Origin of the sequence: Paraburkholderia dilworthii (assembly GCF_000472525.1) — a bacterium.
GTDB lineage: Bacteria > Pseudomonadota > Gammaproteobacteria > Burkholderiales > Burkholderiaceae > Paraburkholderia > Paraburkholderia dilworthii.
On the sequence record NZ_AWZT01000035.1, the window covers coordinates 1 to 18,545 of the forward strand.

18 protein-coding genes are annotated in these 18,545 nt (G+C 62.8%); 10 read left to right on the plus strand and 8 right to left on the minus strand.

Features of this window, described 5'->3' with window-relative positions:
• Window positions 1-870: 870 nt before the first annotated feature.
• From mtgA to mpl, 5 genes are all read right to left on the minus strand, one after another.
• Window positions 871-1,593: a monofunctional biosynthetic peptidoglycan transglycosylase gene (gene mtgA, locus F759_RS0125010; RefSeq protein WP_027802274.1), complete on the minus strand. Its 723-nt coding sequence runs from the start codon at window positions 1,591-1,593 to the stop codon at window positions 871-873.
• 46 nt (window positions 1,594-1,639) lie between these two features.
• Window positions 1,640-2,503 carry a shikimate dehydrogenase gene (gene aroE / locus F759_RS0125015; RefSeq protein ID WP_027802275.1) on the minus strand — a complete coding sequence of 288 codons (864 nt, stop codon included), beginning with the start codon at window positions 2,501-2,503 and terminating at the stop codon, window positions 1,640-1,642.
• Window positions 2,500-4,647: a ribonuclease catalytic domain-containing protein gene (locus F759_RS0125020; protein WP_027802276.1), complete on the minus strand. Its 2,148-nt coding sequence runs from the start codon at window positions 4,645-4,647 to the stop codon at window positions 2,500-2,502. Before F759_RS0125020 ends, aroE begins: the two co-directional genes overlap by 4 nt.
• A gap of 602 nt (window positions 4,648-5,249) precedes the next feature.
• The gene (locus tag F759_RS0125025) at window positions 5,250-5,852 is read right to left on the minus strand and encodes a YqiA/YcfP family alpha/beta fold hydrolase (protein WP_027802277.1); all 603 of its coding nucleotides are present in this window, start codon (window positions 5,850-5,852) and stop codon (window positions 5,250-5,252) included.
• Complete coding sequence (gene mpl, locus F759_RS0125030) at window positions 5,849-7,243, minus strand: UDP-N-acetylmuramate:L-alanyl-gamma-D-glutamyl-meso-diaminopimelate ligase (RefSeq protein WP_027802278.1); 1,395 nt, start codon at window positions 7,241-7,243, stop codon at window positions 5,849-5,851. The genes F759_RS0125025 and mpl overlap by 4 nt, the downstream gene beginning before the upstream one ends.
• A 271-nt stretch (window positions 7,244-7,514) precedes the next feature.
• On the opposite strand from mpl, the gene F759_RS0125035 reads away from it, so the two are divergent.
• From F759_RS0125035 to F759_RS0125080, 10 genes are all read left to right on the plus strand, one after another.
• Window positions 7,515-8,168 carry a hypothetical protein gene (locus F759_RS0125035; protein WP_027802279.1) on the plus strand — a complete coding sequence of 218 codons (654 nt, stop codon included), beginning with the start codon at window positions 7,515-7,517 and terminating at the stop codon, window positions 8,166-8,168.
• 9 nt (window positions 8,169-8,177) lie between these two features.
• Window positions 8,178-8,735 carry a TlpA family protein disulfide reductase gene (locus tag F759_RS0125040; RefSeq protein ID WP_027802280.1) on the plus strand — a complete coding sequence of 186 codons (558 nt, stop codon included), beginning with the start codon at window positions 8,178-8,180 and terminating at the stop codon, window positions 8,733-8,735.
• A 194-nt stretch (window positions 8,736-8,929) separates the two neighbouring features.
• Window positions 8,930-9,385, plus strand: a complete 456-nt coding sequence (gene aroQ / locus F759_RS0125045; RefSeq protein ID WP_027802281.1) for a type II 3-dehydroquinate dehydratase — start codon at window positions 8,930-8,932, stop codon at window positions 9,383-9,385.
• 71 nt (window positions 9,386-9,456) lie between these two features.
• Entirely contained in the window at window positions 9,457-9,924 is a 468-nt protein-coding gene (gene accB / locus F759_RS0125050) for an acetyl-CoA carboxylase biotin carboxyl carrier protein (RefSeq protein WP_027802282.1), read from the plus strand.
• Window positions 9,925-10,053: 129 nt separating this feature from the next.
• Window positions 10,054-11,421: an acetyl-CoA carboxylase biotin carboxylase subunit gene (gene accC, locus F759_RS0125055; protein ID WP_027802283.1), complete on the plus strand. Its 1,368-nt coding sequence runs from the start codon at window positions 10,054-10,056 to the stop codon at window positions 11,419-11,421.
• A gap of 3 nt (window positions 11,422-11,424) precedes the next feature.
• A complete protein-coding gene (gene prmA / locus F759_RS0125060; RefSeq protein ID WP_027802284.1) occupies window positions 11,425-12,327 on the plus strand; it encodes a 50S ribosomal protein L11 methyltransferase in 903 nt (300 codons plus the stop codon).
• A gap of 48 nt (window positions 12,328-12,375) precedes the next feature.
• The gene (locus tag F759_RS0125065) at window positions 12,376-13,653 is read left to right on the plus strand and encodes a DUF3426 domain-containing protein (RefSeq protein ID WP_027802285.1); all 1,278 of its coding nucleotides are present in this window, start codon (window positions 12,376-12,378) and stop codon (window positions 13,651-13,653) included.
• Between the two features lie 73 nt (window positions 13,654-13,726).
• Window positions 13,727-14,227: a thiol peroxidase gene (gene tpx, locus F759_RS0125070; protein ID WP_027802286.1), complete on the plus strand. Its 501-nt coding sequence runs from the start codon at window positions 13,727-13,729 to the stop codon at window positions 14,225-14,227.
• An 88-nt stretch (window positions 14,228-14,315) separates the two neighbouring features.
• Complete coding sequence (locus tag F759_RS0125075; RefSeq protein WP_027802287.1) at window positions 14,316-15,254, plus strand: carbohydrate kinase family protein; 939 nt, start codon at window positions 14,316-14,318, stop codon at window positions 15,252-15,254.
• A gap of 24 nt (window positions 15,255-15,278) precedes the next feature.
• On the plus strand, window positions 15,279-15,755 hold the full coding sequence (locus F759_RS0125080; protein WP_027802288.1) for an outer membrane lipoprotein: 477 nt from the start codon (window positions 15,279-15,281) through the stop codon (window positions 15,753-15,755).
• Window positions 15,756-16,069: 314 nt separating this feature from the next.
• On the opposite strand, the gene F759_RS0125090 is transcribed toward F759_RS0125080, so the two are convergent.
• From F759_RS0125090 to F759_RS0125100, 3 genes are all read right to left on the minus strand, one after another.
• Entirely contained in the window at window positions 16,070-16,714 is a 645-nt protein-coding gene (locus tag F759_RS0125090; RefSeq protein WP_027779655.1) for a histone H1-like DNA-binding protein, read from the minus strand.
• 30 nt (window positions 16,715-16,744) lie between these two features.
• Window positions 16,745-17,071, minus strand: a complete 327-nt coding sequence (locus F759_RS0125095; protein WP_027802290.1) for a hypothetical protein — start codon at window positions 17,069-17,071, stop codon at window positions 16,745-16,747.
• 85 nt (window positions 17,072-17,156) lie between these two features.
• Window positions 17,157-18,389 carry a ribonucleotide-diphosphate reductase subunit beta gene (locus F759_RS0125100; RefSeq protein WP_084534340.1) on the minus strand — a complete coding sequence of 411 codons (1,233 nt, stop codon included), beginning with the start codon at window positions 18,387-18,389 and terminating at the stop codon, window positions 17,157-17,159.
• Between the last annotated feature and the right edge of the window lie 156 nt (window positions 18,390-18,545).

Genomic DNA, 18,545 nt, shown 5'->3' on the forward strand with positions numbered 1-18,545 from the left:
TTGGCCTTTCCTTGAATTGGCAGTGGTCTATTAGTGTTGCCCCTGTGCGGGGCGGCACTTACTTTCTTTGCCGCCGCAAAGAAAGATAAGCAAAGAAAGCGGCTTCACACCGCCAGCTCGTAGGTGGATCCCCCGGCTCGGGAGGGGCAGTGGTGCATCTGGAATCCGTGCTCCCGCACATTCGGCGCCAGTGACAAGGCAGTCATACGTCCCGCCTCACACTGCGTGCTCGCCGGAAGGGTCTGCTCTCAACCAGCGGCTTGCGTCGGCGCAGCGGGCCGTCGGCTTCGCCTCGGCGACGTTGATCGGATTTGTTTGGTGATCACGCTCATCTCGGGGCGCAGTGCGCCCCGAGATGAGCGTCACGCGCCGGACGGCAAGTGGTCGGGAATGACGATACGTCGATAGCGCCGCACACCGACGAAGCACGTCAGCACCACCGGGAGGGGCGCCAAATTGCAGATTACCCGCGCAAAAGGAGGGGAGCGAATTCGCGACGTGCTGCGCCCTCGCCGAGCGCAAGCAGCTCCGTACAAAAGACAGACGGCGAATCAGGAGCGCTGAACGGCGACAGCAAAGAACCCGCGGTTTTCAGAACGACCGCCGCGGCGCGCAAAGCGACGCCGGAAGAATGACTGCTTTGTCACTAACGCGGAGTGTGCGGGAACACAGATTCCAGATGCACCACTGCCCCTTCCAAGCCGGGGGATCCACCTATGAGCTGGCGGTGTGAAGCCGCTTTCTTTGCTTATCTTTCTTTGCGGCGGCAAAGAAAGTAAGTGCCGCCCCGCACAGAGGCAACACCAATAGACCACGGCCAATTCAAGGAAAGGCCAAAGGGGTCGAAAACCGCACACCGCAGCTAAAACCCTAGTCCGGCAACTCAGCCGCCCCCATCCTCCGCGCAATAACCCGCGACCTCTGCGCCAGATACCGCGACCCTCGATGTTCATCGTAGTACTTAGGCTGCTGCAACATAACAGCGAGCCGCGCCGACTGCGCCGCACTGAGCCCGGTCGCCGAAGTCTTATAGTAGTAACGCGCCGCAGCCTCGGCGCCATAAACGCCATTGGCCCACTCAACGGAATTCAGATAGATCTCGAAGATGCGCTCCTTGTCCATCAAGGTCTCCAGCATCCACGTGATGATCAGTTCCTGCCCCTTGCGGATATAGCTCTTCTCACGCGACAGGAAAAGGTTGCGCGCGAGTTGCTGCGTGATCGTCGAGCCGCCTCGAACGATCCTGCCCTTCGCCTTGTTGCGCTCCCACGCCTGGAGGATCGCGTCGGTTTCATAGCCGTTGTTGTTGACGAAGTTTGCGTCTTCAGAGGCAATGATCGCCCGCTTCAGATTGCGCGAAATCTGGTCATACGGCACCCACGTGTGCTGCATCGACAGATCCGGCCGCTCCTGCGACAAGCGCCACGCGTCGGAACGCATATAAGCCGTCGAGCGCGGATTCACATAGTTCCACACCGCAATCTGCGCGAAGTAAAACACCTGCGTGACAAGCCACGCGAAGACGAGCACGGCGACAAGATAAACGATCCATCGCGCCGGACTTGGCCGGCTCGTGCGCCGCGTCGTTGTCATCGTGTGTCAGTCCTCGTATTCGTGGTCCGTCTGACGAAAGCCGGCTTCACGCGTGCGACGGCGCCGTCAGCAACGCGCGCAATTCCGCCAGCACAGGCGCGCCGTCGGGCCGCACGCCCCGCCAGACGTAAAACGATTCCGCCGCCTGCTCGACCAGCATGCCGAGGCCATCGGCGCCGCGTGCGCCGAGCTTCTGTGCATGCTCCATGAAGACCGTCGGGTGCGCGCCGTACATCATGTCGTAGGCGAGCGAACCGCTGCCGAATGCGCGCTCGTCGCACTCCGGCAACGATGCCTCGAGACTGCCCGCCGTCGCGTTCACGATCACGTCGTATGTGCCTCGCTCGATCGCTTTCGCATTGCCGCCGCTCAGACGGCATGCGGCGTCGGCTGCGGCTTGCGCGAACTGATCGACCAGCGCCTCGGCCTTGGCCGCCGTCCGGTTGACGATGGTCAACGTATGCGGCGCGCGTTCGAGCATCGGCAGCACTACACCGCGCGCGGCGCCGCCTGCTCCGAGCAACAGGACGCGCGCGCCCTTCAGCGGAACGCCGAGATTCACCTCGATGTCGCGCACGAGCCCGAAGCCGTCCGTATTGTCGCCATAGACGCCGCTCGTATCGACGCGCAAGGTGTTCACCGCGCCGGCAGCGGCCGCGCGCGGCGACAGGCTGTCGGCGAAAGCGTGCGCGTCGAGCTTGAACGGCACCGTCACGTTCAGCCCGCGACCGCCCGCTTCGATAAAGCCGCGCACGTGCGGCACGAAAGCGTCCACCGGCGCGAGCAACGCGCCGTACTCGACAGCCTCGCCGGTCTGCGCGGCAAAGCGGCTGTGAATGAACGGCGATTTGCTATGGCCGACCGGATTGCCGATCACCGCATAACGGTCTTTCATTTCTTCCCCGTTCATCGTCCCGGTTCCGCGATGTGCCGCTCGGTGGCGGCATCACTTGCGCTACTGTCGTTGTCGGCGTTATCCGCCCCGTCCGCCGCGGTTTCGCCCCGAGGCGCGCCGTCGACATCGGCTTCCGCTTGCGCCTCTGCTTCGCTTTCGGCGCTTTCATCGGACGCCTCGACGATTTCCTCTTCGCCCTCCTCGCCCCCCTCCCCTTCCTCCGCCTCGTCAGCTTCATTGCCGCTCGTGACGGTCGGCGCGTCGAGCACATGCAGAAGACGCACGGACGCCTCGACGGTCAATTCGTCGATGGACATCACCTCCATCTGCAGACGCGTGCCGCGTGCATGCACGCCGAGCCCCGGCACATGCAGCAGCAACGGAATCTCTTCAAGCCGCACGAGATCGCCCTTCACGACGGACGCCACCACCTGCTTGCGGTTTTCCTGCTTCAGCCAGCGCAGACACCAGAAATATTCCATGCGACGCTGATGATCGGCGTACGCGCTATATGTGTCGTCGAAACCTTGCACGACGGCGAACAGATCGGCGTCTTTCGGCTTGAACGGCGCAGCCAGTTTCGCGGTCACGCCGTGCTGCACGCACGCGAGCAACTGCCACTGATTCACGAGGTCGACGTAACGGCGCAGCGGCGACGTGCTCCACGCGTATTGCGTGACGCCGAGCCCTTCGTGCGGCGCGGCGTTGGTCTGCATGCGCGTGCGCTTCGGCCCGGTCGGCGCGCCGAACGCGCGCTGCGTGCGATAGATGCCGGGCACGCCGTGGTCGTGCAGGAACGCGCCCCACGACGAATTCGCCAGAATCGCCAGCTCGGCGACGATCGTGTCGAGCGGCGAACCGCGACGGCGCGGCGTGATCGTGATGTGCTCGCCGTCCACGTAGAAGTTGAAGTCGGTATTGCGCTGCACTTCGCGGCGCAGCCCGTAACCGGCGCGCGCCGCCTGGCGCTTTTCGAACAGCGCCTGCGCGAACGGCCACAAGACGGCGATATCTTCCTTGTGCGGATAGTCGCCCGTGCCGGCGGCGAGCGCTTCTTCGGTGACGAGTTCGTCGAGCGTGTTGTGGCGCAGATTATTCTTCACGAACACGCGCTCGGCGCGCGTTTCGCTCGCGACGATCTCCTGCGTCTCGCGATTGACGATCACATACAGTGACAGCGCCGGACGCAAGCCGCCTTCGGCGAGCGTGAACGCATCGACGACGCTATCAGGCAGCATCGTGATCTTGTCGCCCGGCATGTAGACGGTCGACAAGCGCGTGCGTGCGATCGCGTCGACTTCGTCGCCACGCTGAATGCCGAGGGCGGGCGCGGCAATGTGCACGCCGATCCGCACGCGGCCGTCGGCGAGATGCTCGACGGAAAACGCGTCGTCGATTTCAGTGGTCGTGATGTCGTCGATCGAGAACGCCTGCACGTCGGCTCCGGGCAGATCGTCGGGCAAGCTGCCGAGCGTGACCGGCGGAAAGCCGGTGCCGTGCGGGAAAAACTCGGACAGAAACTTCGCTTCGTGCAGTGCGCGCGCCGACGGAATGGCGCCGCATTCGAGCATGAGACGCGCCTGCGAAATGCCGCGCGCAGCCGCGGCGGCTTCGAGCGCCTTGTACTCGATCGTGTTCTTGTCAGGCTTCGTGAGCAGCGCGAGCGCCGTCTTGCCCGTGAATGCCTCCGGCAAGCGGCCGGCCTTCAGTTCTTCCTCGTAGCCTTGCTGCACGAGCGCCTGCTGGCGCTTGCGCTCGAGGCCCGCCAGCGCCATTTTCAGTTGCTCCTGCGGCGCACGCTGATACATGCCGCGGCCCTTGCGGCGGAAATACACCGGCGCGCCGTGCATGCGCAACACCAGCGCCGCGCGCTCGACCGGACCGAAGCGCTCGCCGAAGTATTCCGCGCCGAGGGTGACGAACGGGAACTCGTCGTCGGGCGCGCATTCCCACAGGAAGTCCAGGTCGATCTCCTGCGCAACGGCGTCGGCCTGCTGCATCAGGTCGGCCGCGCCCGGCTTTTCGAATTCGATCAGCACGTCTTTGGCGCGCACCTTCGCGCGCCGTCCGCCCGGCAATTCGACCTGAAACGCATCGCCCTGGCGCGCCAGCACGCTGCCGGCCTTGAAACTGCCCGATTCCTCAAAGAAAACGTTCACTCAATACTCTCGTCTGACTTGCATCCGCCGCGTGCGCGGCACGGCAACGTGTTCGTGATAATGGATCCGCAGCGCACAACGCGTGCACTAGCGGCATGAATCTGATGACCGGCAGCGCTTTGCTGCCGGGGCGCCCGGTTCCGGGTTATGTTCCCGGGCGACTTCGAAGGGCCGGTTTCAAGGCCCACTTCCAGGGCAAGCTCGCAAGGTCTTTTCGAAGGCTCACTTTCAAGGGGACCGGTTTCAAAGGCCACTTCCAAGGGCCGGTTTCAACGCTCGCTCCGAATGCCTACTTCCAAGGCCCGCTCTCGAAGCCTCCTTCGAAGCCTACCTCGAACGCCTACTTACAAGGCACGGTGTCGAGCTCTCTTCGAAGGCTCACGTTCGAGCCCCGGTCTCAAAGGCCACTTCCGGGGCCCGGTTTCAAGGCCCGGTTTCAAGGCCCACTTCGAACCGAACGCCCTCGCTCAAACTGGGCTTCGAACGCTCATTTCCGAGGCCCGCTCTCAAATCCCTTTCGAACGCCACTCTCCAAGGCCCCTCTTAAAGTCCGCTTCCCAAGGCTCGCTTTCAAGCCTCGTCCCGCACGCCGCCACTGCGCGTCAAGCAGCCTCGCGCGGCGCCGGCGGCTCGACGTCTTCTGCGTCGCAAAACGCAAGCACATCGTCGACATAGTCGGCGAACTCGCTGATCGCGTGGTCGCTTCCTTCGATCAGCGTAGTGCGCGCGCCGGGATAGTGCGCAAGCATTTCGCGATAGTCGAGCACTTCGTCGCCGGTGGCAGCCAGCAAATAATAACGTTCGGGGCGCGTGATCGACGTCACACCTAGCGCGCGCAGTTCGTCAAGATGATGCGGTTCGACGACGATGCTGCCGCCGCCATGCCACAACGGCTGCTCGCCGAGATACGCGCTCAGGTCACGCTGCGGCACAACGGCTGGGTTCAGCAACACGGCCGGCCAGCCGTGCTTTTCCGCCAGATAGGTGGCGAAGTAGCCGCCGAGCGAACTGCCGATCACCGTCACGCGGTTCGTGCCGGCTGCCGCCACCAGCGACTCAGCGAGCGCGACCGTCTCAAACGGCGAAACCGGCAGCATCGGGCAGCACCATTCGTCGCTGCGGCCGAGTTCCACGAGCCGCGCCGCCAGCACGCGCGCCTTGAACGAATTCGGCGAAGAACGGAAACCGTGCAGATACAGGATCACGAAGCGCCTCGCGCGGACAGGGCGTCGAGCAGCTTCTGATGCACGCCGCCGAAGCCGCCGTTGCTCATCACGAGAATCTGGTCGCCGGGGCGCGCTGCGTGCACTACGGCTTTGACTAGCGCGTCGAGATTGTCGAAGGCTCGTGCCTTGGCGCCAAGCAGCGCGAGCGCTTCACCAAGGTTCCAGCCGAGCGCGTCGCGCCCGTTCGGTGCACCGTAGCCGAACACCAGATCGGCGTCGGCAAGACTGGCCGGCAGTTGCGCCTTCATCACGCCGAGCTTCATCGTGTTGGAGCGCGGCTCCAGCACGGCCAGAATCCGTGTGTTGTCGCGGCCGACGCGCGCCCGCAGGCCAGCCACCGTGGTGTCGATCGCGGTCGGATGATGAGCGAAGTCGTCGTACACGGTCACGCCGTCGACGCTGCCGCGCACTTCCATACGCCGCTTAACGTTGCGAAAGCTCGCCAGCGACTTCGCGGCCTGCGCCGGCGGCACGCCGACATGGCGCGCAGCGGCAATCGCCGCGAGTGCGTTCATGCGATTGTGCTCACCCTGCNCCTGCCACTCCACTACGCCGACACGCTCGGCGTTGTGATACACGGCGAACCGTTCGTCGACCGGCACGCCGTCTTCCGCAGGCAGGGTTTCCCAGCCGCCTTGCACGCCAACCCGCTCGACTTCGCTCCAGCAGCCGCGCGTCAGCACGCGCTCGAGCGCATCCTCGCGACCGTTCGTCACCACGCGGCCAATGCGCGGCACCGTGCGGATCAGGTGATGGAACTGCGTCTCGATCGCCGCGAGATCGGGGAAGATGTCGGCGTGATCGAATTCCAGATTGTTCAGAACCGCGGTCTTGGGCCGGTAATGGACAAACTTGGAGCGCTTGTCGAAAAAGGCCGTGTCGTACTCGTCTGCTTCGATCACGAAAAAGCTCGAATCGGTAAGCCGCGCCGACACGCCGAAATTGAGCGGCACACCACCGATCAGAAAGCCGGGATTCAGACCCGCGTCTTCGAGCAGCCATGTCAGCATCGAACTGGTGGTTGTCTTGCCGTGGGTGCCGGCCACTGCGAGCACCCATTTGCCGTTCAGCACGTGCTCGCCGAGCCATTGGGGGCCGGACACGTACGGCAGACCACGGTCGAGAATCGCTTCCATCAGCGGATTGCCGCGCGATACCACGTTGCCGATCACGAACAGGTCGGCGTTCAGACCATTCAATTGATCCGCGTCGTAGCCCTCGATCAGACGAATGCCCTGGGCCTCGAGTTGCGTGCTCATCGGCGGATAGACGCCGGCGTCGCAGCCTGTCACCGTGTGGCCCGCGCCGCGCGCGAGGACCGCGAGACCACCCATGAACGTGCCGCAGATACCGAGGATGTGGATGTGCATAAGCCTGTCGTGCCGCGCGGGCGTTTTCCTGGAAGGGCCCCTACCTGTCGCTACGCGACAGCCCCCGAAGGGGCAAGAAAACTGGTGGGGCGGCCCGGCGTTTTCCTGAGAGGGATGAGAGAGCGGCGAGCGGCGCAAACAGCCGCCCGCAAAGGACGCTATTGTAACCGACGCCTCCCGAACGCCTATGCGCACTCGCCGCCTCCGGCCCGCCCGGCAGCCGCCCAGAGCCCCGGAAAGGGCTGTCATCAATCTCTAGTATGATTGAGGGATGGTTCGCAAATCACATTTTGATCCGCAGCGCGTGCGCGAGGAAATCGCCATTGCCGCTGCGCGCCTGATCGCCGAAGACGGTCTCGACTATGCGACGGCCAAGCGTAAAGCAGCCCGGCAAATTGTTGGGGAAAGCCGTGTTGCCGGTGAATGGCTGCCTGATAACGATCAAATCGAAGAAGAAATCCGCGAGTATCAATCGCTCTTTCAGGGCGACAGCCAGCCCGTGCTGCTGCGCCGCCTGCGTCGCGTTGCGGTCGAATGGATGGAGCGGCTCGCGCCTTTTAATCCGTATTTGACGGGCGCAGTGCTCGGCGGCACGGCTGGCGAACATTCCGATATTCATCTCCAGGTGTTCTGCGACAACCCGAAGGAAGTCGCCATCTACTTCCTGAACGCAAACATTCAATACGACGTCTCCGAAACGCGCCACTTTGCGGGTCGCGGTTACGTCGAGACGCTCAGCTTCTTGTGGCGTCCCGCGAGCGAAGGGCGCGACTCGGACCCGGTCGGCATTCACGTCGCGCTTTATGAGGCGGACGACCTGCGCGGCGCCGTCAGAGCCGACGCGCGTGGCCGCACCGCGCGCGCGAATCTTCAGACCGTTCAGTCGCTGCTTGACGGAAGCGGCGTCGCACCGTCCACCAACTAGACACGCATGATGAACATCAGAAGGATTTTGCTTGGCGCGCTCGTCGCCGGCGTCGCAGCCGGAAGCGGCGTGCTTGCCAACCACTGGCTGAACGGCGAAGACGGTCTGACGTCCACCGCTCATGCCGCCGGTTCTGCGTCGAAGGAGGGCGCCGTCGCTCAACTGTGGGCCGCGCCTGTTACTACTGCCGACGGCAAGCCCGGATCGCTATCTGTGCTCAAAGGACGCCCCGTCGTCGTCAATTTCTGGGCGTCGTGGTGCGGGCCGTGCGTCGAGGAAATGCCGGCGCTGTCGCAGCTTCAGCGCGACTACGTGAAAAAAGGCATCCAGTTCGTAGGACTTGGCGTAGATTCCGAGAAAAATGTCCAAGCGTTCTTGCAAAAAGTGAAAGTAGCCTACCCGGTCTACGTTACGGGCTTCGGTGGCGCAGATCTCGCGCGAGCGTTCGGGAATACGGCGGGCGGCTTACCGTTCACCGTCGTGATCGACGCAAAGGGCAACATCCGCTCGACAAAATTGGGGCAGATCGATCCCACAGCGCTGAAACACACGCTCGACGCGCTCTAAATCACTCAATCTTTTGGCAATGATTTTCCGACCAAAGGCGCGCAATTGCGCGAAATTCGGGCGGAATTGCGAGGAATTGAGCCTCCGCGACCATCCCAAAAACGTGTCCCGAACGCCGCCTCCGCGCAGGAAACTAGACAAGTTTCTCTAATCAGCGCTAAAGTGCGCCCAATTCCACGGAAAAAGAAGCGACCATGACGCGACTGCTGGTACTGCACGGCCCCAACCTCAACCTTCTCGGCACCCGAGAACCCGAGGTTTATGGCCGCGTGACGCTGCCACAGATCGATCAGGCGTTGGCCGACCGCGCGGCGGACGCCGGGGTCGAACTCGCGTCGTTCCAGAGCAATCATGAGGGCGCTCTGGTGGATCGCATTCAATCCGCGCGCACAGAAAAAACCGATTTCATCCTGATTAATCCCGCCGCGTATACGCATACGAGCGTCGCTATCCGCGACGCACTCGCAGGCGTCGGTATCCCGTTCGTCGAGATTCATCTGTCGAACGTGCATCGCCGCGAACCGTTCCGGCATCACTCGTATTTCTCCGACCAGGCTGAGGGCGTGATCTGCGGCCTCGGCTGGAAGGGTTATCTGTACGCACTCGAATTTGCGCTCGACCGGCTGGCTGCCGGTTCGTCGCGCAGCTGAACTCCAAACACGTCTAATTTGCGCCGGCCGCACGCACGCCGGCACTTCCACGCATTGAAAGGGGCTTCCTGATGGATCTACGTAAACTGAAAACTCTGATCGACCTCGTGTCGGAGTCCGGCATCTCGGAACTCGAAGTGACCGAAGGCGAGGGCAAGGTTCGCATCGTCAAGAATGCGCCGCCGGTTTACGTGCAACCGTCCGCTTCGTATGCGCCGCAGTATTCGCAGCCGGCCCCGGCCGCCGGCGAGGCGACCGCCGCGGCAGCAGCCGCTCCGGCCACGCCGGCCGCCGCCGCTCCGCAAGGTCATGTCGTGACCTCGCCGATGGTGGGCACGTTCTACCGCGCGCCGTCGCCGGGCGCCGATCCGTTCGTCCAGGTGGGCGACACGGTCAAGGAAGGCCAGACCATCTGCATCATCGAAGCGATGAAGCTGCTCAACGAAATCGAGTCGGACAAGTCCGGCGTCGTGAAGGAAATCCTCGTCGAAAACGGCCAGGCGGTCGAATACGGCCAACCGCTGTTCGTGGTCGGCTAACGCGGCGCGCACTGCGCCTTATTGGCGCATGCCGCCTTGCGCGCCCGTCGTACACGGCGCGCGCCCGATCCTCTGAGGCAGCCCGCGTTGTCAGCAACCCGGCGCCCATTGATGAGTCGAAAACCCGCTATGTTTGAAAAAATTCTCATTGCCAATCGTGGCGAGATCGCGCTTCGCATCCAGCGCGCCTGCCGCGAACTCGGCGTCAAGACGGTCGTCGTCTATTCGGAAGCCGACAAGGAAGCCAAGTACGTCAAGCTCGCCGATGAAGCGGTTTGCATCGGCCCGGCGCCTTCCAACCTCAGCTACCTGAACATGCCCGCGCTCATCAGCGCGGCGGAAGTCACAGACGCCGAAGCGATCCACCCGGGCTACGGTTTCCTGTCGGAAAACGCCGACTTCGCCGAGCGTGTCGAGCAATCCGGCTTCACCTTCATCGGGCCGCGTCCGGAAACCATCCGGATGATGGGCGACAAGGTGACCGCCAAGCAAACCATGATCAAGACCGGCGTGCCGTGCGTGCCGGGTTCCGAAGGCGCATTGCCGGAAGATCCGAAAGAGATCGTGAAAATTGCGCGGCAAGTCGGCTATCCGGTCATCATCAAGGCTGCCGGCGGCGGCGGTGGCCGCGGCATGCGCGTGGTTCACACGGAAGCCGCGCTCGTCAACGCCGTCAACATGACGCGCGAAGAAGCGGGCCGTGCATTCGGCAATCCGCAGGTCTACATGGAGAAATTCCTGGAAAACCCGCGGCACATCGAAATTCAGGTGTTGTCGGATTCGTTCAAGAACGCCGTCTGGCTCGGCGAGCGCGATTGCTCGATGCAGCGCCGTCACCAGAAAGTGATCGAGGAAGCACCGGCGCCGGGCATTGCGCGCCGTCTGATCGATCGCATCGGCGATCGTTGCGCGGATGCGTGCAAGAAGATGGGCTATCTTGGCGCCGGTACGTTCGAGTTCCTGTACGAAAACGGCGAGTTCTACTTCATCGAAATGAACACGCGCGTGCAGGTCGAGCACCCTGTGACCGAACTGATCACAGGCGTCGACATCGTGCAGGAACAGATCCGCATTGCGGCCGGCGAAAAACTCGCCTTCCGTCAGCGCGACATCGTGTTCAAGGGTCATGCGATCGAATGCCGGATCAACGCTGAAGATCCGTTCAAGTTCATTCCGTCGCCGGGGCGCCTGACGTCGTGGCACATGCCGGGCGGTCCCGGCATCCGCGTCGATTCGCATGCCTACAATGGCTATTTCGTGCCACCGCACTATGATTCGATGATCGGCAAGCTGATCGCTTACGGCGCGACGCGCGAGCAGGCAATCAAGCGGATGCGCATCGCGCTGTCGGAAATGGTCGTGGAAGGCATTCAGACGAACATCCCGCTGCATCGCGAACTGATGCTGGACGCAAAGTTTGTCGAAGGCGGCACGAGCATTCACTACCTCGAAAACCGGTTGGCCGCGAAGCTGCAGGCCGCGCCGGAAGAAGCGTAAGTCATGAGTTACCGGGAACTGGTCGCCGAATTGGCGCGCGAGCACGCGGAGGAATTGTCCGACGCGTTGCTCGAGTTGGGCGCGCTGTCCGTATCGGTCGAAGATGCGGACGCCGATACGCCCGACGAGCAGCCGCTTTTCGGCGAGCCCGGTCTCACCCCCGATCGTACGGCCTGGCAGCGCTCGCGCGTGATCGCGCTGCTCGCTGCCGAACATGAACCGGCGGTGCTGCTCGCGGCCGCAGCGAACGAGGTCGGCCTTGCGGCGGCGCCGTCGTTCACCGTGCGTGAAGTCGAGGAACAGGATTGGGTGCGGCTCACGCAATCGCAATTCGATCCGATTCCCATCGGCGAGCGCATCTGGGTCGTGCCGTCGTGGCACGACGCGCCGGACCCGGATGCACTGGTACTGGAACTCGATCCGGGCCTCGCGTTCGGCACGGGCAGCCATCCGACCACGCGTTTGTGCATGGAATGGCTCGAGCAATCGGTGCAGCCTGGGCAATCCGTGCTCGATTACGGTTGCGGCTCCGGCATCCTCGCGATTCTCGCCAGGAAGTGCGGCGCCGATCCGGTGTACGGCATCGACATTGACCCGCAAGCGGTCGAGTCGGCGCGTCACAACAGCGAGCGCAACCGCGCCGAAGTCACCTACGGTTTGCCCGACGAATGTCCGGCCGGCGAATTCGAGATCGTGGTCGCCAATATCCTGTCCAATCCGCTCAAACTGATGGCCTCCATGCTTTCGTCGAAGGTCAAGCCGGGTGGCCGCATCGCGCTCTCGGGCATTCTCGCGCGCCAGGCTGACGAAGTCGCGCAGGTGTACGCGCGATGGATCGACATAGGCGTGTGGCGCGAACACGAAGGCTGGGTATGCTTAACGGGAACGCGCCGCGAAAGCCATTAGAATAAGGCGTATTGTCCAACCAACGGCCCCTCGGCTAACCGGCTCAATATGCTTCTGGCGACGCGCTGTCCCTTCTGCGAAACCGTATTCCGCCTGCAACCGGCGCAGTTGGCGCTGCGCCGCGGCCTCGTGCGTTGCGGGCAATGCCAAGAAGTATTCGACGCATCCAGCAGCCTCTTCGACATTAGCGAAGGCGGCGACTTCTCCACCGCCAGACAGGTCTCCGCAGCGGCGGCAATCGAGGCACTCTCGGGCGTCCGGCCGAGCGGCGAGGACTTCAGCCCCGCCGCGTGGGATCCGTGGGCTCCCCGGCCCACGCCGCTCTTCGAGGAGCGCTTCGGTCACAATACAGAGAGCGTAGCGCCTCCGCCGCGCCATGCCGGTGCACGCACTCCTCACGCACCCGGCCGGGCCGCGATGGAGCCCACGTTGCCCACCGGCACGTCCGCCACTGCTGCTCCAGTCGATCACGAACCCGTCCTCGCCGACGCGCCACTCGAACCCTTCGCCTACGAAGCCGAGCCGCCCGCTGAAGAAGCGCCACGCGTCTGGCACAAGACCGAGCGCCCGTCCGATTTTTCCGAGGACGAACCGGTGCTCAAAGAGTCCGCGTCCTTCCACGGATTTCCCGATAACGAACCGCACTTCGGGACGACCGGCGTAGGCGCGGCTGGCCTGGGCGCCACACACCCACATCCCTATTCCGCCGATCCCGCCGATCCCGATCTGCGCGGCCCGACTCGTGCGGCTGCCACGCCGAGCGGTGAGCCGTTCTCGGTGCAGCCGGTCAACGACGACATCGATCCATTTCCCGTGGTGCGGGAAACGCGTGCCGCCGAACCGCGCCGCCTCGCATGGATCGTCGGCGGATCGGTGGCGGCGGTGCTGCTCGTCATCGCATTGCTCGCGCAACTCGCGTGGTGGCAGCGCGAAACCATACTCGTCTATCTGCCTGGCACCCAGATGCTGTACACGAAGGCGTGCGCGCAACTTGGTTGCCACCTCACGGCGCCGCACGATATCGACGGCTTGCAGGTCGAGCCGTCCGATCTGCGGCAAATCGACGGACCGCACAAGCTCGAATTGCGGATGCCGCTGCGTAACCGCTTCAACGTCGCGCTCGCCTACCCGGCAATCGAACTCACGCTGCTCGACGATCAGAACAACGTGGCGTTGCGCCGCGTGCTGTTTCCGCAAGACTACGTCGCGCCCGGCACGCCGATCGCGGCGGGTCTGCCGCCGCACATGACGCAGACCATGATCGTGCACCTCGATACGGGCAACGCCGTCGCCTCCAATTTCCGCGTACAGATTTTTTATCCGTAACGCATCCCTGCGCGCCTCGCGTGAAGCGGGCGCGTTCACCGTCATCACAGACGAACTTTCGGAGCACAACAACATGAGTCAAGTCACGCTGGGTGGTAACCCGATCGAAGTAGCCGGCACGTTCCCGTCGGTGGGCCAGGCGGCTCCCGCTTTCTCGCTGGTCGGCAAGGATCTCAAGCCGCTGTCGCTCGCCGATTTCGCCGGCAAGCGCAAGGTGCTGAACATCGTCCCGAGCCTCGACACGCCGACCTGCGCGACCTCCACCCGCAAGTTCAACGAAGCCGCGGCGAAGCTGACCAACACGGCTGTCATCGTCGTGTCGGGCGACCTGCCGTTCGCCGCCTCGCGCTTTTGCACGACGGAAGGCATCGAGAATGTCGTGACGGCCTCCACCTTCCGCGGCCATGAGTTCGCGCAAGCGTACGGCGTCGACGTGACGAGCGGCCCGCTGACGGGTCTGACGGCGCGCGCCGTTGTCGTGATCGACGAGAACGACAAGGTCGTTCATGCGGAACTGGTCGGAGAAATCAAGAACGAACCGAACTACGACGCAGCACTTGCCGCGCTGAAGTAAAACCCCAGCGCACGAAGACTCCGGCGCCGCGCTTCACGCGCGGCGCTGTCACATCTTCCCTACACATTTTTTTACAGGAACGCTCGCCTTGGCTACGCTGATTTGCGGCTCGCTCGCCTACGACAACATCATGACCTTCGAGGGCCGGTTCCGGGAGCACATCCTGCCGGAGCAGGTCCACATCCTGAACGTGAGTTTCCTCGTGCCGACGATGCGCCGCGAGTTCGGCGGCTGCGCGGGCAACATCGCGTATTCGCTGAACCTGCTGGGCGGCGACGCGCGCATCATGGGCGCGCTCGGTGCCGTCGACGCGCAGCTCTACATGGACCGTTTCGCGCAACTGGGGCTGTCGACAGAAAACGTGCTGGTCGTGCCGGGCACCTATTCGGCGCAGGCCATGATCACCACCGACCTCGAGAACAACCAGATCACCGCATTCCATCCGGGCGCGATGATGCAGTCACACCTGAACCGCGCGGACGAAGCGAAAGGCATCACACTCGGCATCGTCGCGCCTGACGGCTACGACGGCATGGTTCAACACTCCGAGCACCTGGCGGCAGGGGGCGTGCCGTTTATCTTCGATCCAGGTCAAGGCTTGCCGCTCTTCGACGGTGCTGCACTGCGGCGCATGATTGAACTTGCGACTTACGTAGCTGTCAACGATTACGAAGCCAAACTCGTGAGCAACAAGACGGGTTGGTCAATCGAGGAAATTGCCGGCAAGGTTGAAGCGCTCATCGTCACACTCGGCGAACACGGCGCGCAGATTCATCACGCGGGCGGCGTCGAAGAGATTCCGGCCGTCAAGGCACAGCAAGTACTCGACCCGACAGGATGCGGCGACGCCTTTCGCGGCGGCTTGCTGTACGGCATCGAGAAGAAGCTGGGCTGGGCGACCACCGGCCGTCTCGCTAGCCTGATGGGCGCGCTGAAGATCGAACATCAGGGTCCGCAAAATTATGCACCCACCCGGGCGCAGATCAACGAACGGTTCAAGCAGGCGTTCGGGTACGACCTGCCGTAATACCGAAGCTACTGGAGTTAGGGAATGAGAACAACGAGTCGCCTGATAGTGGCCGCCTTGATCGCCGGTTCACTGGCCATGTCGGGGTGTGCATATAACAGCAGTTCTGCGGACGTTTATACGGCGTCGCAGGCACAGCGCGAGGAAACGGTCCGCATGGGCACGGTCGACAGTGTGCGCGCAGTGAAGATCAGTTCGAATAACGGTCAGCCTAGCGGTCTCGGCGCAATCGGCGGCGGCGCGTTGGGCGCGGTGGCGGGTAGCGCGATCGGCGGCGGACGCGGCTCGATCGTCACGGGCATTATCGGCGGCCTCGCGGGCGCGGTGGCCGGCAACTCGGTGGAGAACGGCGTGGCCGTGCGCGACGGTCTCGAGATCACCGTGCGACTCGACAACGGCGACATCCGTGCGATCACGCAAAGCTCCACCGGCGAGATCTTCCGCGCGGGCGACCGCGTTCGCCTTCTTTCCAGCGGCGGCGTCACGCGCGTCACGCACTAGGCTTTCCCCTCTCGAGCGGCCAGTTTGACGCGGCCGCGTCGACCTCACACGCATGCCCTCCCCTGTGCATGCGTTTTTTTCGCCTGCGCATTGGCGCGCGGTGGCAGTCGGTGAACGACATGTGGCGCTTTACGTTCAGCGTTCGGCGTTCGGCATTCAGCGCTCGACGATTTGCACCGACGAAAAAAATCCCGTCGCCGAAACCCGGCAACGGGACCCCGACCGGGTAGCGCTCGCGAGACTACGTTAAGCGCCACTCGATCATCGGACACATCGAAGGATGCGTCGAAGTACTTCTACGGCTTGTTGCCCGATTACGGACGGCTGCCCGTCGGGAACGGCCATGCCGCTGCCGGGTTCAGCGCGGTCTTCACCGTCGCCGCCGGCGCGCTCGAAACAGAAGTCGCAGCGGGTGCAGGCGCAGCCTTCTTGGCGACAGCCTTCTTCGCAGGCGCGGCCTTCTTCGCAGGAGCAGCGGCCTTCTTCGCAGGAGCAGCCTTCTTGGCAGGCGCAGCCTTCTTAGCAGCAGCCTTTTTCGCAGGCGCAGCCTTCTTGGCAGCAGCCTTCTTCGCAGGTGCGGCTTTCTTAGCAGCAGCCTTCTTCGCAGGCGCGGCCTTCTTCGCAGCGGCCTTCTTAGCCGGTGCAGCCTTCTTCGCAGTCGCCTTCTTGGCCGGTGCTGCCTTCTTCGCTGCGGCCTTCTTCGCCGGCGCTGCCTTCTTCGCTGCTACTTTCTTTGCCGGTGCGGCTTTCTTCGCTGCAACCTTCTTAGCCGGTGCAGCCTTCTTCGCTGCAACCTTCTTAGCCGGTGCTGCTTTCTTTGCCGCGACCTTCTTGGCCGGCGCTGCCTTCTTCGCTGCTACTTTCTTTGCCGGTGCTGCCTTCTTCGCCGGAGCTGCCTTCTTTGCTGCGACCTTCTTTGCTGCAGGCTTCTTAGCGGCGGCTTTCTTTGCAGTTGCCATCATTTTCTCCTTCAGGTTTTCAGATGAGAGTCAGTTCAAACTACACCCTTCGTCAAAACCCGCTTCCCGCGGACGCTTCTCAGGGCGCGCGCTACGAAGCGGGCTATTCATCGGCGTACGCAGGTGCCGCGCGCTTACGCTAATGAATGCGGTAAGGCGCGCCGTGCCGAAAGGCACCGCGCGCCAAATGTCATCGGTGTTGGGTTTCAACACCGGCAATTGCTTGATCGAACCGCCGGCGAAAACGTCGGCGGCTTTTTCCGGGGGGAAGTTTGCCCATCCCACTGAAGGGTTCGCAAAGTGCCTGTCATGTTTGTGGGCCGCGAAGGCACGCGGCGCACCGGGCACGCTTTGCATCAGGCGGTTCAGCTCCTAAACATAATTGCCGCGGCAAAGCCCACGGCATCCCCATCGATGAATGCATCTACGACACGAACCCGGATCACTCCCAGGTCAGCGCGCCGCCAGTCTGATATTCGATCACTCGCGTCTCGAAGAAATTACGCTCCTTCTTCAGGTCGATCATCTCGCTCATCCACGGGAACGGGTTTTCCTCGTTCGGGTACAGCGGATCGAGACCGATCTGCTGGCAACGGCGGTTGCAGATGAAGCGCAGATAGCTCTTGAACATCGACGCATTGAGGCCGAGCACCCCGCGCGGCATCGTGTCTTCTGCGTAACGATATTCGAGCTCGACCGCTTGCTGGAAGATCTCGCGGATTTCCGCGCGGAACTCAGCCGTCCAGAGTTGCGGGTTTTCGAGTTTGATCTGGTTGATCAGGTCGATGCCGAAGTTGCAGTGCATCGACTCGTCGCGCAGGATGTACTGGTACTGTTCCGCCGCGCCGGTCATCTTGTTCTGACGACCGAGCGCCAGGATTTGCGTAAAGCCGACGTAGAAGAACAGGCCTTCCATCACACAGGCGAACACGATCAGCGAACGCAGCAGCGTCTGGTCTGCTTCGAGCGTGCCAGTCTTGAAGGCCGGATCGGTCAGCACGTGGATGTACGGAATGAGGAATTCGTCTTTCGCGCGGATCGAGGAGACCTCGTGATACGCGTTGAAGATTTCGCCTTCGTCGAGGCCAAGCGATTCGACGATGTACTGGTAGGCGTGCGTGTGGATCGCCTCTTCGAACGCCTGGCGCAGCAGGAACTGGCGGCATTCGGGCGCCGTGATGTGGCGGTAGGTGCCCAGCACGATGTTGTTGGCGGCAAGGGAATCGGCCGTCACAAAGAAGCCCAGGTTGCGCTTGACGATGCGGCGCTCGTCTTCGGTCAGCCCGTTCGGGTCTTTCCAGAGGGCGATGTCGCGCGACATGTTCACTTCTTGTGGCATCCAGTGGTTGGCACAACCAGCCAGATACTTTTCCCAGGCCCACTTGTATTTGAACGGCACCAACTGATTAACGTCAGTCTGGCCGTTGATGATGCGCTTGTCGGCGACATTCACTCGCGCTTCTGAAACGGCAGCCGTTCCAGCAGCATGAGCAACGGTAGCAGCGGGAGCGACAGCGATGTCGTTCGCGAAGATGTCTTGAGCCGAGGGAGCATGAGGAGCGGAACGCGTTCCGACTTGCGAACCGACAGCCGGTCCCGCAGCGTTGCGCAACACGTTCTGTTGCGTAGCGCTCGAGGGAGTTACGGCAGTGATCTCGTCATCCCAGTTGAGCATAAATGTCACCATCAATTTAGAACGGTTTGTACCATCTTTTCACGAGCGATAAAAGAGTCCGCTTGCGAAAAATCCTGTTTTCGATTCGCGTTGCTACGTTCATACAACACTTTGTTCAACAGACTGTGTACGTTGCTTCGTGTGAAGCGAGTTGAA

Bases quoted from the DNA above. Each gene is read 5' to 3' on its own strand.
- F759_RS0125035 (WP_027802279.1), top strand. From the start codon at position 7,515: ATGGTTCGCAAATCACATTTTGATCCGCAGCGCGTGCGCGAGGAAATC.
- prmA (WP_027802284.1), top strand. From the start codon at position 11,425: ATGAGTTACCGGGAACTGGTCGCCGAATTGGCGCGCGAGCACGCGGAG.
- aroQ (WP_027802281.1), top strand. From the start codon at position 8,930: ATGACGCGACTGCTGGTACTGCACGGCCCCAACCTCAACCTTCTCGGC.
- F759_RS0125100 (WP_084534340.1), bottom strand. From the start codon at position 18,389: ATGCTCAACTGGGATGACGAGATCACTGCCGTAACTCCCTCGAGCGCT.
- F759_RS0125065 (WP_027802285.1), top strand. From the start codon at position 12,376: ATGCTTCTGGCGACGCGCTGTCCCTTCTGCGAAACCGTATTCCGCCTG.
- F759_RS0125095 (WP_027802290.1), bottom strand. From the start codon at position 17,071: ATGCAAAGCGTGCCCGGTGCGCCGCGTGCCTTCGCGGCCCACAAACAT.
- F759_RS0125040 (WP_027802280.1), top strand. From the start codon at position 8,178: ATGAACATCAGAAGGATTTTGCTTGGCGCGCTCGTCGCCGGCGTCGCA.
- aroE (WP_027802275.1), bottom strand. From the start codon at position 2,503: ATGAACGGGGAAGAAATGAAAGACCGTTATGCGGTGATCGGCAATCCG.
- mtgA (WP_027802274.1), bottom strand. From the start codon at position 1,593: ATGACAACGACGCGGCGCACGAGCCGGCCAAGTCCGGCGCGATGGATC.
- F759_RS0125080 (WP_027802288.1), top strand. From the start codon at position 15,279: ATGAGAACAACGAGTCGCCTGATAGTGGCCGCCTTGATCGCCGGTTCA.
- accB (WP_027802282.1), top strand. From the start codon at position 9,457: ATGGATCTACGTAAACTGAAAACTCTGATCGACCTCGTGTCGGAGTCC.
- F759_RS0125090 (WP_027779655.1), bottom strand. From the start codon at position 16,714: ATGGCAACTGCAAAGAAAGCCGCCGCTAAGAAGCCTGCAGCAAAGAAG.
- accC (WP_027802283.1), top strand. From the start codon at position 10,054: ATGTTTGAAAAAATTCTCATTGCCAATCGTGGCGAGATCGCGCTTCGC.
- tpx (WP_027802286.1), top strand. From the start codon at position 13,727: ATGAGTCAAGTCACGCTGGGTGGTAACCCGATCGAAGTAGCCGGCACG.